This window comes from Phyllobacterium sp. UNC302MFCol5.2 (assembly GCF_000686005.1).
GTDB classification, from domain to species: domain Bacteria; phylum Pseudomonadota; class Alphaproteobacteria; order Rhizobiales; family Rhizobiaceae; genus Phyllobacterium; species Phyllobacterium pellucidum.
On record NZ_JMLL01000013.1, the window covers coordinates 110,370 to 126,012 of the forward strand.

The following is a 15,643-nucleotide window of genomic DNA, read 5'->3' on the forward strand; positions in this document are numbered from 1 at the left end:
ACCATGAAAATCACCATTGTCGGCGCTGGCATCGCCGGATTGTCGACGGCTTGGTCCCTGACCAAGGCCGGCCATCTGGTCACGCTCCTTGAACAGGGCCCGATCCCCAATCCGCTCGCCGCCTCGGGCGATCACCACCGCATCATACGGCGGGCCTATGGCAAGGCCTGCGGATATGCCGACGCCATCTCCGAAGCCTACGAGGCCTGGGACGAGCTTTGGCACGATATTGGGACGAGCCACCTTGATCCACGCGGTTTCATTTGCGTATCGCGGGAGGCCGGCGATGACACGGATGAATATCGTGAAGGGCTTGAGCAGGGAGGCTATCCGCTCGAAATCTATGAGCCCCGGGATGCCGTTGAGCGCTACGCCTATCTTGAGGAAGGCACGTTCCGCTACGCGTTCTTCTCGCCGGAGGGCGGCGCGCTTCATTGCCGAAAAATCGCAACGGACTTGGCGCATTGGCTGCGCGAAAAGGGCGCGAGGGTCATGGAAAACGCCCGGGTCGTTTCGGTCGACACGGATTTGGCCACAGTTCGCCTCGCCGATGGCACAGTCATCGAAGCGGATCGCGTGATCGTCACCGCAGGCGCCTGGGTCACCAAACTCTTCCCGGAGCTTGCAACAAACCTGACAACCTATCGCACCGCCGTTGTCTATCTCGACCCGCCTGCGGACTTGCGGTCAGCATGGGAGAATTCGCCCGTGGTCCTCGACGTCGGTGGGGGTACTGACGGTTACATCATACCGGCAAGCGGCGGTGGTGGTCTCAAATTCGGAACCGGGCTTCACAAGCGCCGGAGCAGCGACGCTGATCTCGACCGCGTGGCGGCTGAGGGCGAGGGCGAGGCCATACGCGCTCATTTCGCACCGCCGATGAAGCGGCTTTCGGAGTACAGAGTGGTGGACGTGGTCACCTGCGCTTACACGTTTACCGCCGATGAGCGCTTCTTCGCTTCGGAAATCGGAAAATGCCTTGTCGTTTCAGCCTGTTCCGGCCATGGCTACAAGTTTGGTGCGGCTGTCGGCAGGCGTGTCGCCCGCTCCCTCGACGATGGCAGCCTGCCCTTGCTGCAACGCTGGCTGCGCGCGGAAGCGGCATGATCGCTGGCAACCCGCCCGGCATGGTCACGCGAGGATCTTGCGGAAACGGGTTGCGAAGCCCTATGTATCGAAAGTGTCATCCACGAATCTGGGGCATGCCCCATTATTCTCAAAACGCTGAGGCCCACCGATGAGAGATCCAATCGAAACAGCTATGAACCTCGTGCCTATGGTCGTCGAACAGACCAATCGGGGCGAGCGGGCCTATGATATTTTCTCGCGCCTGCTGAAAGAACGCATTATTTTCATTACCGGACCCATCGAGGACGGCATGGCGACGCTGATCTGCGCGCAGCTGCTTTTCCTTGAATCGGAAAATCCGAAAAAAGAAATCAACATGTATATCAACTCCCCGGGCGGCGTCGTCACCTCCGGCATGGCGATCTATGACACGATGCAGTTCATTCGCCCCGCCGTGGCAACGCTCTGCTTCGGTCAGGCCGCGTCGATGGGCTCGCTCCTGCTGACGGCCGGCGCAAAGGACATGCGCTTTGCCCTGCCGAATGCGCGCATCATGCTGCACCAGCCTTCGGGCGGTTTCCAGGGACAAGCCTCCGACATCGAGCGCCATGCCCAGGACATCATCAAGCTGAAGCGCCGCCTCAATGAAATCTACGTGAAGCACACGGGGCGTGATTATGAGACGATCGAGCGCACGCTCGACCGCGACCATTTCATGACGGCACAGGAATCACTTGAATTCGGCTTGATCGACAAGGTGCTTGAGTCCCGCGAACTTCTGGAAGGCGAGATAAAGTAACCGGCTAATTCCCGCATCGGGGTCTGAAATGAACATTTTTTGACACCGATGCGGACTTTCTGCCACACAACCGGCTTGCATAGAGGCCAACAGACGCTACGTTAAGCCATTGTGAGTTAGGAAGCCCGATCTGCATACGTCTATTCACTTCCGTCGGTTGGAAGTGACGGTCCTGAGAGAGCGGGGCCGATACTGAAAGGAAACTGCAATGAGCAAAGTCAGCAACGGCGGCGGCGATTCCAAGAATACGCTTTATTGCTCGTTTTGCGGAAAGAGCCAGCACGAAGTTCGCAAGCTGATTGCGGGCCCGACTGTATTCATCTGCGATGAATGCGTCGAATTGTGCATGGACATCATCCGCGAGGAAAACAAATCCTCGATGGTGAAATCCCGCGAAGGCGTCCCGACGCCGCAGGAAATCATGGCTGTTCTCGATGATTATGTCATCGGTCAGAGCCATGCCAAGCGTGTTCTCTCTGTCGCTGTGCACAACCACTACAAGCGGTTGGCGCACGCATCGAAAAACAATGAAGTCGAACTGGCGAAGTCCAACATCCTCCTGGTTGGCCCGACCGGTTGCGGCAAGACCTATCTGGCTCAATCGCTTGCACGCATCATCGACGTGCCATTCACCATGGCGGACGCGACGACGCTGACGGAAGCTGGTTATGTCGGCGAGGATGTCGAAAACATCATCCTCAAGCTGCTGCAATCTGCCGACTACAATGTCGAGCGGGCGCAGCGCGGCATCGTCTATATCGACGAGGTCGACAAGATCAGCCGCAAGTCCGACAATCCGTCGATCACCCGCGACGTGTCGGGCGAGGGCGTGCAGCAAGCCTTGCTGAAGATCATGGAAGGTACGGTTGCTTCCGTCCCGCCGCAGGGCGGCCGCAAGCATCCGCAGCAGGAATTCCTGCAGGTCGACACGACGAACATCCTGTTCATCTGCGGCGGCGCCTTTGCTGGTCTCGACAAGATCATCTCGGCTCGCGGCGAAAAGACCTCCATCGGCTTCAGTGCCTCGGTCAAGGCTCCGGACGATCGTCGCGTCGGCGCGATCTTCCGCGAACTCGAGCCGGAGGATCTGTTGAAGTTTGGCCTCATTCCTGAATTCGTGGGCCGCCTGCCGGTCATCGCTACCCTCGAGGACCTTGATGAAGTCGCTCTGGTGCAGATTTTGTCTGAACCGAAGAACGCCCTGGTCAAGCAGTATCAGCGCCTGTTCGACATGGAAAACGTCGAATTGACGTTCCACGAGGACGCGTTGAAGGCGATTGCCAAGAAGGCGATTGCCCGCAAGACCGGCGCACGCGGCCTGCGTTCGATCATGGAGAAGATCCTGCTCGACACGATGTACGAATTGCCGACGCTCGACGGTGTCCAGGAAGTCGTCATCTCCGGCGATGTGGTGGAGGGCAATTCACGCCCGCTCTACATCTATGCCGAACGCAAGGAAGAGAAAGGCAATGTTTCCGCCTGATCGCGGAGAGATTGGCCGCTAAATGCGAAAGGCTCCGCACACATGCGGAGCTTTTCTGTTTTATATGTCGGCTGAATTGCGCTAAAGGTTGCATGAGGTTGGTTGACACCATCGAGCGCTGTTCGAAAGGCAATGAAGAGCAGACGGCGTATGTGGATGATTTCCACGATAATCACACCATCGCACCCTAATTGTTGCCTTGCGGAAGATTGCGCTCCGAAATTTGCAGGAGCAGGATAGATTACGATTCTGTGATTGTGCTTGGGGCCGGGATGCTTGAAACAGGCGGGCCGCCACTCCAAGTAATGAGGTAAGCCGCACAACCGGTAGTACGCCGCTCATGCTGATCCCCGAAAGTGGACGCTTTTTGGAATGATCATGCAACCCATGGGTACCCGGGCGTGGCGATCTGGCCAGATGGCCTGAGAAAGGACATGAAATGACGGTTGCAAGCAAGAAGACACCAGCGGGTGGCCAGAGCGGGCTTTATGCCGTTCTGCCGTTGCGCGATATCGTTGTCTTCCCCCACATGATCGTTCCACTCTTCGTCGGCCGCGAAAAGTCCATTCGTGCGCTTGAGGAAGTCATGGGCGTCGACAAGCAAATCCTGCTTGCCACACAGAAGAACGCTGCGGATGATGATCCGCAGGCCGACGCGATCTACACGGTTGGCACGATTGCCAACGTGCTGCAGCTTCTGAAACTGCCGGATGGTACGGTCAAGGTGCTCGTCGAGGGCATCGCCCGCGCCGAAATCACCGGTTTCAGCGATCGCGAGGAATATCACGAAGCCACTGCCGTAACGCTCGCAGAACCCGAGGAAGATCCTGTCGAGATCGAAGCGCTTGCGCGTTCGGTCGTCTCGGATTTCGAGAATTACGTCAAGCTCAACAAGAAGATTTCGCCGGAAGTCGTCGGCGCCGCCGGACAGATCGAGGATTACTCGAAGCTTGCCGATACGGTCGCCTCGCATCTAGCGATCAAGATTCCCGAAAAGCAGGACATGCTTTCGATTCTTTCGGTGCGCGCACGGCTTGAGAAAGCCATGTCGTTCATGGAATCGGAAATCTCCGTCCTGCAGGTGGAAAAGCGCATCCGCTCGCGCGTCAAGCGCCAGATGGAGAAGACCCAGCGCGAGTACTACCTGAATGAACAGATGAAGGCGATTCAGAAGGAACTCGGCGATGGCGAAGACGGCCGCGACGAGGCAGCCGAGCTGGAAGACCGGATCAAGAAGACCAAGCTCTCGAAGGAAGCGCGCGAGAAGGCCAATGCCGAGCTTAAGAAGCTGCGGCAGATGAGCCCGATGTCCGCCGAGGCGACCGTCGTTCGCAACTATCTTGACTGGCTGCTGTCCATTCCGTGGGGCAAGAAGTCGAAGATCAAGAACGATCTCAACCTCGCCGACGAGATCCTCGATGCCGAGCATTACGGGCTCGACAAGGTCAAGGACCGTATCGTTGAGTACCTCGCCGTGCAGGCGCGCTCGACCAAGATCAAAGGTCCGATCCTCTGCCTCGTCGGTCCTCCCGGCGTCGGCAAGACCTCGCTTGCCCGCTCGATCGCCAAGGCGACGGGGCGTGAATATATCCGCATGTCGCTCGGCGGCGTGAGGGATGAGGCCGAGATCCGCGGTCACCGCCGTACCTATATCGGTTCGATGCCCGGCAAGGTCATCCAGTCGATGAAGAAGGCCAAGAAGTCCAATCCGCTCTTCCTGCTCGATGAGATCGACAAGATGGGCCAGGACTTCCGCGGCGATCCGTCCTCTGCGCTGCTCGAGGTGCTCGATCCGGAACAGAACTCCACGTTCATGGATCACTATCTCGAGGTCGAGTACGACCTGTCGAATGTGATGTTCGTGACGACGGCCAATACGCTGAATATTCCAGGCCCCTTGATGGACCGCATGGAGATCATCCGTATTGCCGGTTACACGGAAGATGAGAAGCTGGAAATCGCCAAGCGGCACCTGTTGCCCAAGGCTATTCGCGATCATGCATTGCAGCCGAAGGAGTTTTCGGTTTCAGAGGGTGCGATCCGCGCTATCATCCGCAACTATACGCGGGAAGCCGGTGTGCGCAGTCTCGAACGTGAACTGATGAAGCTCGCCCGCAAGGCCGTCACCGAAATTCTGAAGACCAAGAAGAAGGCGGTGAAGGTTACGGAAAGCAACATCGACGACTATCTCGGTGTCGAGAAGTTCCGTTTCGGCCAGATCGACGGCGAAGACCAGGTCGGTGTCGTAACAGGTCTTGCCTGGACCGAGGTGGGCGGCGAATTGCTGACCATCGAAGGTGTCATGATGCCCGGCAAGGGCCGCATGACAGTAACGGGCAACCTGCGCGATGTGATGAAGGAATCGATTTCCGCAGCGGCTTCCTATGTCCGCTCGCGCGCGATTGATTTCGGCGTCGAGCCGCCACTCTTCGATCGCCGCGATATCCACGTGCACGTGCCGGAAGGCGCAACGCCGAAGGATGGACCCTCGGCAGGTATCGCGATGGTTACGGCCATCGTATCGATACTGACGGGCATTCCGGTTCGCAAGGATATCGCCATGACCGGCGAGATCACGCTGCGTGGCAGGGTCCTTCCGATCGGCGGCCTCAAGGAGAAGCTGCTTGCCGCGCTGCGCGGTGGCATAAAGACTGTTCTAATCCCTCAGGATAACGCCAAGGACCTGGTGGAGATACCTGATAATGTGAAGAACGGCCTCGAGATCATTCCGGTCTCGCATGCCAACGAGGTGATCAAGCACGCGCTGATCCGTCAGCCGGAGCGGATCGAGTGGACCGAGCCAGCACATGTGCCGGCTGCGCCTGTCGAGGATGAAACGGCAGCGCAGGTCGCTCACTAAGCGAACGCATAAACAAAAGGCCGGGCAAGCAATTGCCCGGCCTTTTTGATTCGGCGCTTGAATTCAGATAGCGCCGCCGAGAATACCGAGGCCAGCGGCAGCGGCGATCGCTCCGACGATGCGCACCAGATTGGGACCGAAGCGCTCGCCAAATTTGGCGGCCCCGAGACCCAGGGTGATGCCTGCAAGGTGAAGAATTGCGGTGGCGGCGATGAATCCGGCGCCGTAGGCGTACCCGGCAACATTCATCGGCATCTCCGCGCCATGCGCATGACCGTGGAAGGTGGCAAACAGACCTGCGAGGGCAACGGCAACGGCGACTGGCGTCCTTACCTCAAACGCAACAGCGGCGCCGAGCACGATTACCGATGCTGCAATGCCGACCTCGACGAACGGCATGCCAAGGCCGGCAAAGCCCAGCGCAGCGCCGGCGCTCATCATGCCGATAAAGGCAAGGGGGAGGAGCCATAAGGCACGCCCGCCCATCTGTACGGCGAGGATCCCAACAAGCACCATGGCAAGGATATGGTCGAGCCCGGTTAAAGGATGGGCGAATCCGTGCGTAAATCCGCCTGTATCTCCGAGGCCCACATGGGCATGGGCAAGGGACGGTAATAGGCTGGCGGCAAGGGCAACGGCGATTTTGAAGGTGCGGAGGGCTGGCATGTTCTGTTCCCGTGTTTCAGCGTTCTTGGAAGGAGGCTGAAGCCATTGTTGCCGCAGATGGGCCGCGAGAGAAAGAGGAAATGCTGACAGCGGCATAAAATCAGCGGTCATCGCTGTCGTGATCGCCGGTCTCTCAGATACGGTTTGGGAGATGGAATGGTGGGCGATGAGAGACTCGAACTCCCGACATCTTCGGTGTAAACGAAGCGCTCTACCAACTGAGCTAATCGCCCTACTCAAAGGGTATGGACGGAGCGTTTATGCGTTTAGCGCGATATTGGCAAGAGGGTTGCGACACTTTTATGATTTCCGCGAAGAGTTTTTCACATTCGCATTTTTCCTGTTCGGTTGTGCTTGACACACCCCCGCGAACCCCTTAAACGACCGCTCACGCCGGACGAAATGTTCGGCACGAAAGTGCGCGGGTGTAGCTCAGTTGGTTAGAGTGCCGGCCTGTCACGCCGGAGGTCGCGGGTTCGAGCCCCGTCACTCGCGCCACTTTTCTCTCAAATAAATCAATTAAATAGCTTACCGCTGGAAGAGCGGAGCTCTGGCGAGTTTCAACTTTTATTTCCCCACGAGTTTCAACTTTTTGATCTCATTCTGTTCTAAAAGCCTTTTTGCGGCGTCCAGTCTTGCGTGACCCATCCGCTGCTTGCCGTCAGGTTGACCGGCATATAGGTCTTTTGCAGCGTCTTGTTCTAATCGATGCTGTTTCCCATTTTCACAGCAATACATGAGCATAAAAACAATCCTCCACTTGGATAAGACCTCGTATCGATGACCCGGCAATTGAGAAGTTGGGAGAAGGCAGGAACTCAGCATTCTCGTTTCATTGCTATTTTCGGATGATGGTGCGAATGAAGAACAGATCGCGGTAGCGGCCAGTCCACGCCATAGAATGGCATCAGGCGCAAGCTGGCGAATTTCTGTGGTCAAGCCGTTGCCCGCAGCGGGGGCTCGGAAAGTCGCTAGGCACCCAGTTTCATAAAATCATAAATTGCTCAGAATCACGATCTGGTATAGCTCGTTCTCAAGATTTGTTGTTTTGGGTGATGAATGGTAAGGGTCGGGTATTGGGTGAGGGTGGTTGCAACTGCCGTTTTTGGAGTGTTGCTTTCATACGTCATCCGACTGAAGTTCACACCTATCGCCGATGGTTTAGATCCCAGTTGGATAGCGGGGGTTTCCGAGGCACAATCAGGTGGGCTGCAGTTCGGCCCTGACATTCGCTTTACCGTCGGCCCATATCTGAACGTACTCTATAAATATTACCAAGGGGACTTTTCAATCGCGGTGTTCGCGGGTTCGGTGATCCTGATTGCATATGGTGTTCTCACTTCGTTCAAGTTGTTCACCAAGGATGCGGTTTACACGACGATTTTTATCCTCGCAGCTCTGATGAGCACCGTTTTCGTAGATTCCATACTCAATATTCTGCCGCTGTTCGCTGTGTACGTGGTAGGAAGAGACGACAAGCCTAACACTTGGTACATTGCAGCATCGGCCACTGCATTTTCGATTATTGCTCTGACAAAGTTTTCCGCCTTACCTGTCATAATATTAGCCTCACTGTTAATCGACTTCATTAGGCTTTCTCGCCGTCAGGCTCCGATCTGCTCAGTTTTATTTCTTGTGGCTTTGGTCCTGGCCATGTTCCTCGCGGGGATGCAAATTGGCAGTCTCCCGGATTACATGGTGTCCAGCCTGGATGTGTCAGCCTCTTACTCTGATTCAATGAGTACGCCGGGCTCTTTCAAAGAGATATCGATTTGGCTTGTCCTCGCCATGTCGGGAGCAACTATTTTCGCCCTGGATCAATTGTTTAGGTTAAAGCCCTTCACGATTGGGAAGTTCATCCAAGTGTCGAGCGCCCCGGTTTTGCTCTTCATTATTTTACTTCTCTCATTGAAGCACGGGTTTGTCAGGCACGATCTGCATTCGCTTATCGCATGGTCAGCCCTAATCTTGAGCATTGGCGGCGCCATTTTTGTGGCTAATTCCAACGTCAGCAAAATTGCCTTGGCAGGTATCGTTCTATGTTCAATCGTGTGGACGCACACCTATGCAAACTTTGACGCTATCGGCGACCGATGGTCGATCCCAAGCATCCCAACCCGCCTATCTGCAGGCTTGTCGGAAGTTGGCGAGATTGGAAGATTTCTGCGGAATCCGGCTCGATGGGCAGACGATCATGCGGAGGCACAGTCATCCGCAAAGGCGCGCATAAAGGCAGCGAAGCCGATGCCTTTGATTGAGGGCACGGTCGATGTCATACCCAATATTCAATCTCGCGTGATCGCATCGGGTATGCAGTACACCCCCAGGCCGACCATTCAGGAATATGCCACGTACTCGACGGCATTGATCGAGGCAAATCGCGAATTTTTCAAGTCGACGAGAGCACCTCGTACAGTTCTTTTTGGGATCGATCCGATAGATCAGCGGCTGCCAGCTTTTACTGAAGGAGCGCTTTGGCCTTTGTTTTTGGAAAAATATGAGCCGACAGACGAAAAAGACGGGCTCGTGGTTCTAAGGCAACGAGCGCAAGCATTGCCGGAACTTACCGGGGCATTTAGTACGGCAACGGGTCGCATTGGCGAAAAGATAGACCTTCCTAAGGATGACTCCGTTGTTTTCGCAAAAATTGAAATCAGGCATACCCTCATTGGACGAATAATAAGATTATTATTCAAGACACCTGAGTTGCACATAAAACTGTACTATGCCGATCGTGAACCAGAGGTTTTTCGGTTTATTCCGGGTATAGCGGAAAACGGCTTTATTCTATCGCCAGTTATTAAGTCGGTTGGAGAATTTGTTGACATAGCGACAGGGGTGGAAAACCCCGTTGGCTCTAACCGCCCAGTAAGCTTTGAGATTCTTCGTCCAAATTGGCTTGGCCGATCCTACGTACCTGAATTTAAGGTTCAGTACGCCAAACTCGACACCCATCCTTTGGCTGCCGCGTCAACCGCGAACGCTTTTTTGAAGGCCAGAATCAAGGAAACTGGACAGAAAGTTGTTCGCCCACAGCCCAACTGAAGTAAAAATAGACGTATCGGGTCACAAAGTGCTCAATGTTAAATTTGGCATGCGCGATGGGTCGTGGCAGGGAGGCACTACAGCCGGAGTATGTTTCGGGGCAGAAATTTCTGGTTCAACTCCCTTGTTCAAACGGTGTCTCACGCCTCTTACTGAAGAGCAGGATCGCGGCGAGCACGCCGCGAGCATCGAACTGTCCGAAGCCACACAATCAGTGAAGCTGCGTACCGAATGCGTCGCGGCGTGTGACTGGGGATGGTCTTACTGGTCGCTTATTGATGCCCAATAGAGCATCGATAAGATTGGTCACGGCTTCTCGGCAACTACAAGAAATTGTTTTCCAAAAAAAAGCCAGAAGAAAGGCATGCGCAGGTATGCTTTTATAAGCAGGTCGTGCGTAGGCTGTTTGTTTGCCATTGTGAAGGGTAGAAAGCGATCTGTCACCGAAACGATCTTGTAACCGTTCATCGCGAGGCCTTCCGCCAGGGACACATCGGAGAGAGGCAGATAGTGATCGTAAAAGTCCCAGTACTCTTTGTAAGCGTAGCGAATATTGGGGCCCATAATGATGAATCGCCCGCCGGGTTTTAGAACCCGCAGAATTTCTTTGAGGACAGCGTCACACACCTTTTTGTCCGGAAGGTGCTCAAGAAAATTTGACGTAAATGCGCGATCAAGCGAGTCACTTGGCAAGTGGCCAAGATCATCAGCCATTGATGGCGTGAAGGATACCGTGGGAAGAAGGTGCTCCGCCGCATCTGGGTTAAGATCAACCGCGTATTTTTCCCGAACGTTGATGTTGTTGATGAACTCGCCATATCCGCAAGCAAGATCGAGGATAGACCCATCCGCAAGCACGAGGTCGTTGAAATACGAGCTGCAAAGCGTTTTCCATACCCGGTCCCTTTTCGCGAGGCCCGTTTCTATGAAGCGCTTCTTGTAAATCTCTGTGACGTTGGCTGCAGACTCTAAGGCCATTCGATGTCCCCTATTTTCATTGACCATAGCCTAATTGATGAAGCACCAGATCACAACCTAAGGTGGCTGGCCAGTCGCATCGGCGCCTTGGGATCGAGCAGCGGGGCAGGATGAAGTCGAATGACGCCGGTGGGGAGGAGACAATCTTTTGCCGAGTCTGAAACTTGCGATTGGGTCTGGCCTCTACAGCGCTCGCTCCGGCAGACGTCCGCCTTTGCCAATAACGGTCATGGCGGTCTATCGGCATCATCGTCTTGCAAAACGCGCGTGCAAATTCGCACCAGCGCGCCTGAGCCATAACGGGACCACCGCTCGGTATATGGTTCGGAGATTCTCCAGAAAGTCCGCCGAGGCTGATACATCGCGTTGCATTTTACCGATCTGTTGGCTCATCAGCGCGGTGCGCGTATCCATCAGGGATGCACTGGCGTCTTGACGCTCCGATAGCGAGACCATGTGAGCAAGAAGCTCCACCTTCGTTTGGTGAAGCATGTCGCCGATGGACTTGTATTCGGGCATCCACTGCATTTCCGAGGCAATCCGATACCACAACCGCTTTTCAGCGGTAACAGCGAGTTCCTGTGCCCAGGTCCGTTGGCAAGCCCAAGTTCATTGGCGTCGGCCGGGGCTGCCTTGATGGCCTTTCGATAAATCTGTTCATACGCCCCAACATAGTGATCTGCCGGCGCCTCCCGCCGCAGATAGTCTGTTACAAGCGCGGCGTCGCTGGCATCATATTGATCGATCGCTTCGCTGGGGGCACCTGGGGCCGGTCGGGCCCGCGGAGTTGAAGGCCGGGGGATATAGCCAAACGGCTATTCCTACCCCCAAAAGGCTGTAGACGAATTGCAGGCTCTTCTTTTTCGCCGTTCGCCTTCACAATAGCGGACAATAAGAACCATGCGCCCGCGTGTTTTGTCGGGACCGTGCGTGTAAGCGGAGTGGAGAGACGTCATGGCGGATAATCGGCCCGTAGCGGAAGAAGCGCTCAATCCGAGCGTCAATCAAAGCATGATCCCGGGTTCCGCTTCGGGGCATCTGGCGCTCGTGCCAACATGGCTTCCGCTCGAAGTTCTTCCGAGCAGTTCCGCCGGCAGCGGTGGCGATGGGATCGCCATCGGGCTCATATCGGCCGATCCGCTCGCGATCTTTACGCCTTCTAATGCTGCCATCGCTGGCCCTCATTCCTCGGCCGACGCCAATCAGGGTAACAATGCGCTGATGAATCAGCACGTTACCGAAATGGCCGGCATGGGCGGAGACGGCGGAAGCGGCAATGTCGTTTTGAATGGCGGGGGCGGCGATACCGTGAACCACGCCGGCACCGGCGGCAACGGTATTTTCTACGGGGGCATGGTCAGCTCTGACGTCGGGGTCTTTGCTCCAGTCAATACGGCCGTATCCTGGGGTTCAGGCTCGCATGCGTCCGCCCATCAGGACAACAATGCCCTGTTCTTGCAGGGCGCGACCCAGATCGGTGGCATCGGCGGCGATGGCGGCGACCACAATGGTGCCATCACCAACTCGCCCGGCGGTGCTGGAACGGCGCTCACCTATAGCGGCGATCTTTATGCCGGGCACGGTGGCAACGGCTATTTCATCGGCAGCATGATCGATGTGAACGTCGCTATCTTTTCGCCAATCAACATCGCCGTTGGCGCAGCTGGCGGATCGGCCGAAGCTCACCAGACCAACAATGTTGTTTTTGATCAGGGTGCCGTGCAAATCGCCGGCATTGGCGGAGACGGTGGCGGCTTCAATTTAAGTTCAGATACGATCTTCACCGGTTCCGGCATGGGCTCGGGAGGCGGCGGAGGCTCCGGTTATTCGAACGGCAGCATCGTCGATGTCAATGTCGGCTATTTCCATCCTGTCAATATTGCCGTTCCGGCGGGCGGCACCGCGGACGCCCAACAGATCGACCACGTGCTCTATGACCAGCATGCGCTGCAGATGGCTGGCATCGGCGGGCATGGCGGCGAGGGTAACCTGACGGTCGATCACGCCTCACTCGTGGACGACATCATGTCGTTCATGCACGCTTAAAGTGCGTTAGCCCACAAAACAGACAGGGTTTTTTCTGAAGACGGCGGGCATTGCGCCCGCCGTCTGCAGGTCGTTTTGGCTGGACGGCAGGATACATCCTTTTGTCCGTTCCCGGACTACATACCACTCTTCGAAGCCACCCCGCCCAAAGGAACATCCCCGAATATCTAGCTAGTTCGCCGGCCCGAACGCGAGCACTCTTATGGGGCGGTTATCTTGCCTGGCGGAGACTGCTGGGTACCGGGCCGTGGGAGAAACACGGACAAAAACTAAAGTAGAGGAGTAAAATTATGCCTATTCCACAATTGTCTGACACCATCCAGCTCAATCATTCCGATGCAGGCGACGCCAATGCCGGCAATGGCGGCGATGGATACAATGAGGGCACGATCAACTTCAGCCCTACAGCCTATTTTGAAGCCTCACAGACTGTCGAAGGCGCACATACCAAATTGTACAACGGCGATGATGTCTGGCAGAAGGCCGATTGGGAAGCTGGTGGCGGCGGGCAGGGCGGTAACGCTTCGGCCCATGATGGCTTCCTGGCAGCGATCACCAATCTCGGTGCTGGCGGTGCAGGCGGCGACGCAACATCGAACGGCAGCCAGTCCAACACTAGCGGCGGCAACGTTGCAGCGGTTTCTGCTGCCACGACCGGCAACCAGCTGAACGAACTTGCTGCTGATCAGCACGGCACGATCCTTGCTGGCGTCGGCGGCAATGGCGGTAACGGCAACAATGCACTCGGCGGCGATATTTCCGCAGCCGTTGTTCACACGGATCCTGAAACCACAACGACGACGGTCAACAATGCGCTTGATCATTTCGTCAACGTGCTCGGCTCGATCGACCTGCACGATCTGGGATCATAAGCAGACCCCAGGAGGATCGCCGGTATATCCGGCGATCCTGCCTCTCCGAATGGTGTGACCACGCGTCTGCCTTGTCAGTACCCTGCGTATTGAGACCCCGATAATGACAACGAACATCACACAATCCCAGCGCCAACCGACGCATCTGGTCCTCGCGCTCCGCGCCTGTGCCGGAGCCTTCGGGCTCGTCTTCGTCTATAGTTGCGGCTACAACCTTTTCCTGCTGGCCCCCTCGGTCTACCTCCTGCAAATTTACGATCGCGTGCTGTCGAGCCGTAGTGCCGACACGCTGGTGATGCTGACGTTGATCATTGCGGCGGCCGTGGTCGTGGGTTCGGCGCTCGATATTGTGCGCCGCGCCGCGCTGTCGCGGATCGGCAGCTGGCTCGATCATCGGCTTCGTCCGATGGTACTGACCGCGTCATTCGAATACGCTGCGCGCGCCGATACCGGAACAGCCACAGATTGCTATCGCGATCTTGCCTCGCTGCGCCAGTTTCTCGATTCCCCCGCAAGCGCTCTGCTCTTCGATGTGCCCTGGGCGCCGGTCTTCCTGCTTCTGCTCTTCATGGTGCACCCTTTGCTTGGCGCTATCGGCCTCGTCAGCGCCGTATCGCTGCTGCTGCTTGCGCTGCTGACGGAATTTGCGACACGCGAACCTCTGGCGCATGCGAATTTCGCGCTGGCACGCAGCTATTCCAAATTCGCAACCGCCCTCAAATACATACAGGTCATCCGCTCGATGGGCATGCAAGACGGCGCAGCGCAAATCGTCTATCGCGACGCCGAACTTGCCCGCAAGGCGCAGGACAGCGCCATGCACCGGACCGAAATCATCCTGGCATTTTCGAAATCGATCCGCACGCTGACGCAGATCCTGGTCATGGGTGCTGCTACGTGGCTTGTTCTTGAAGCCAACAGCAGCCCCGGTATCATCTTTGTCGCAAGCCTTCTGCTTGGCCGCGGGCTCGCGCCGGTGGAGGGGGCAATCGGCGCATGGCGGTCATTTGCCTTTGCCCGCAATGCCTTCAACCGGTTGAACAGAATGCTCATCGCCGTCCAGTCTGGCACCGATGCCCGCATCGTGCCGGTACCGGAATCGAGCGGTCTCGTACTCGACAATGTTGGCTACAAGCTGCCGTTCAAGGAAAAAAATCTGCTGGAGGGCGTGAATCTTCGACTAGCGCCTGGCGATTGTGTCGCCTTGATCGGTGCGTCGGGTTCCGGCAAATCCACCCTTGGCCGTATCATGGCAGGCGTCCTGCAGCCGACAAACGGTTGCGCGCTTCTCGGAGGCGTCGATATATCGGCGCTGCGGCTTTGCGGTGGCGCCGGGCATATCGGCTATCTTCCGCAGGATATCGAACTCTTTGGCGGTGCCATCAGAGACGTGATCGGGCGCCTTGACGGTGGCGACGCCAGCAAGGCCATCGAAGCGGCAAAACTTGTCGGGTTGCATGACACCATCATGCGGCTGCCGCAGGGCTACGATACCGACATCGGCGACGGCGGTGCCTTGCTTTTGCGCGCGCAGCGCCAGCAACTTGGATTGGCGCGCGCTGCCTATGGCAATCCCTCATTGGTCGTGCTCGACGATCCGAACTCTAGCCTCGATTTTGACGGTGAGCGCGTATTGTTCAACGCCATCGAGCGGATGAAGGCGCGCCGGATGACTGTCGTCATCATCACCCACCGCATGGGGCTGCTGCCCGTGACCAACAAGATTGCGATCATGCGTAACGGTACGGTCGACGCCTTCGGCGACAGCGATCACATCTACGACACCTATCTCCAGCCGCTGTCACCGGCAGGGACACAAGGATAGA

12 protein-coding genes and 2 tRNA genes are annotated in these 15,643 nt (G+C 56.5%); 9 read left to right on the forward strand and 5 right to left on the reverse strand.

The window, feature by feature from the left end; translation table 11 throughout:
- Positions 1–3: 3 nt before the first annotated feature.
- The 4 genes from BR48_RS0117220 (at position 4) to lon (ending at position 6,210) form a co-directional block, all read left to right on the forward strand.
- Positions 4–1,107, forward strand: a complete 1,104-nt coding sequence (locus BR48_RS0117220) for an FAD-dependent oxidoreductase (protein ID WP_027232447.1) — start codon at positions 4–6, stop codon at positions 1,105–1,107.
- A gap of 130 nt (positions 1,108–1,237) precedes the next feature.
- Positions 1,238–1,867, forward strand: a complete 630-nt coding sequence (clpP, locus tag BR48_RS0117225) for an ATP-dependent Clp endopeptidase proteolytic subunit ClpP (RefSeq protein WP_027232448.1) — start codon at positions 1,238–1,240, stop codon at positions 1,865–1,867.
- A 208-nt stretch (positions 1,868–2,075) separates the two neighbouring features.
- Positions 2,076–3,350: an ATP-dependent Clp protease ATP-binding subunit ClpX gene (gene clpX / locus BR48_RS0117230; RefSeq protein WP_027232449.1), complete on the forward strand. Its 1,275-nt coding sequence runs from the start codon at positions 2,076–2,078 to the stop codon at positions 3,348–3,350.
- Positions 3,351–3,789: 439 nt separating this feature from the next.
- Entirely contained in the window at positions 3,790–6,210 is a 2,421-nt protein-coding gene (gene lon, locus BR48_RS0117235; RefSeq protein WP_027232450.1) for an endopeptidase La, read from the forward strand.
- Between the two features lie 63 nt (positions 6,211–6,273).
- Here lon and BR48_RS0117240 read toward each other — a convergent pair whose 3' ends face one another.
- Together BR48_RS0117240 and BR48_RS0117245 are read right to left on the reverse strand one after the other, a co-directional pair.
- On the reverse strand, positions 6,274–6,876 hold the full coding sequence (locus BR48_RS0117240; protein ID WP_027232451.1) for a HupE/UreJ family protein: 603 nt from the start codon (positions 6,874–6,876) through the stop codon (positions 6,274–6,276).
- A 157-nt stretch (positions 6,877–7,033) separates the two neighbouring features.
- A tRNA-Val gene (locus BR48_RS0117245) sits at positions 7,034–7,109 on the reverse strand.
- 188 nt (positions 7,110–7,297) lie between these two features.
- Here BR48_RS0117245 and BR48_RS0117250 point away from each other — a divergent pair.
- A tRNA-Asp gene (locus tag BR48_RS0117250) sits at positions 7,298–7,374 on the forward strand.
- Positions 7,375–7,443: 69 nt separating this feature from the next.
- Here the strand turns inward: BR48_RS0117250 and BR48_RS26320 are convergent.
- Complete coding sequence (locus BR48_RS26320) at positions 7,444–7,815, reverse strand: hypothetical protein (protein WP_155810912.1); 372 nt, start codon at positions 7,813–7,815, stop codon at positions 7,444–7,446.
- 147 nt (positions 7,816–7,962) lie between these two features.
- Here BR48_RS26320 and BR48_RS0117260 point away from each other — a divergent pair, with 147 nt between their 5' ends.
- Positions 7,963–9,921 carry a hypothetical protein gene (locus BR48_RS0117260; protein WP_155810913.1) on the forward strand — a complete coding sequence of 653 codons (1,959 nt, stop codon included), beginning with the start codon at positions 7,963–7,965 and terminating at the stop codon, positions 9,919–9,921.
- 306 nt (positions 9,922–10,227) lie between these two features.
- Here the strand turns inward: BR48_RS0117260 and BR48_RS0117265 are convergent, their stop codons facing one another.
- Together BR48_RS0117265 and BR48_RS0117270 are read right to left on the reverse strand one after the other, a co-directional pair.
- The gene (locus tag BR48_RS0117265) at positions 10,228–10,899 is read right to left on the reverse strand and encodes a class I SAM-dependent methyltransferase (protein ID WP_027232453.1); all 672 of its coding nucleotides are present in this window, start codon (positions 10,897–10,899) and stop codon (positions 10,228–10,230) included.
- Positions 10,900–11,145: 246 nt separating this feature from the next.
- Complete coding sequence (locus tag BR48_RS0117270; protein ID WP_155810914.1) at positions 11,146–11,418, reverse strand: hypothetical protein; 273 nt, start codon at positions 11,416–11,418, stop codon at positions 11,146–11,148.
- A 492-nt stretch (positions 11,419–11,910) separates the two neighbouring features.
- Between BR48_RS0117270 and BR48_RS0117275 the strand changes: the two genes are divergently transcribed.
- The 3 genes from BR48_RS0117275 (at position 11,911) to BR48_RS0117285 (ending at position 15,642) form a co-directional block, all read left to right on the forward strand.
- A complete protein-coding gene (locus BR48_RS0117275) occupies positions 11,911–12,945 on the forward strand; it encodes a hypothetical protein (RefSeq protein WP_245273564.1) in 1,035 nt (344 codons plus the stop codon).
- A 290-nt stretch (positions 12,946–13,235) separates the two neighbouring features.
- Positions 13,236–13,817 (forward strand): hypothetical protein, encoded by a 582-nt coding sequence (locus BR48_RS0117280; protein WP_027232456.1) that lies wholly within the window; start codon positions 13,236–13,238, stop codon positions 13,815–13,817.
- Positions 13,818–13,920: 103 nt separating this feature from the next.
- A complete protein-coding gene (locus BR48_RS0117285; RefSeq protein WP_027232457.1) occupies positions 13,921–15,642 on the forward strand; it encodes a type I secretion system permease/ATPase in 1,722 nt (573 codons plus the stop codon).
- The last annotated feature ends 1 nt before the right edge of the window (position 15,643 follow it).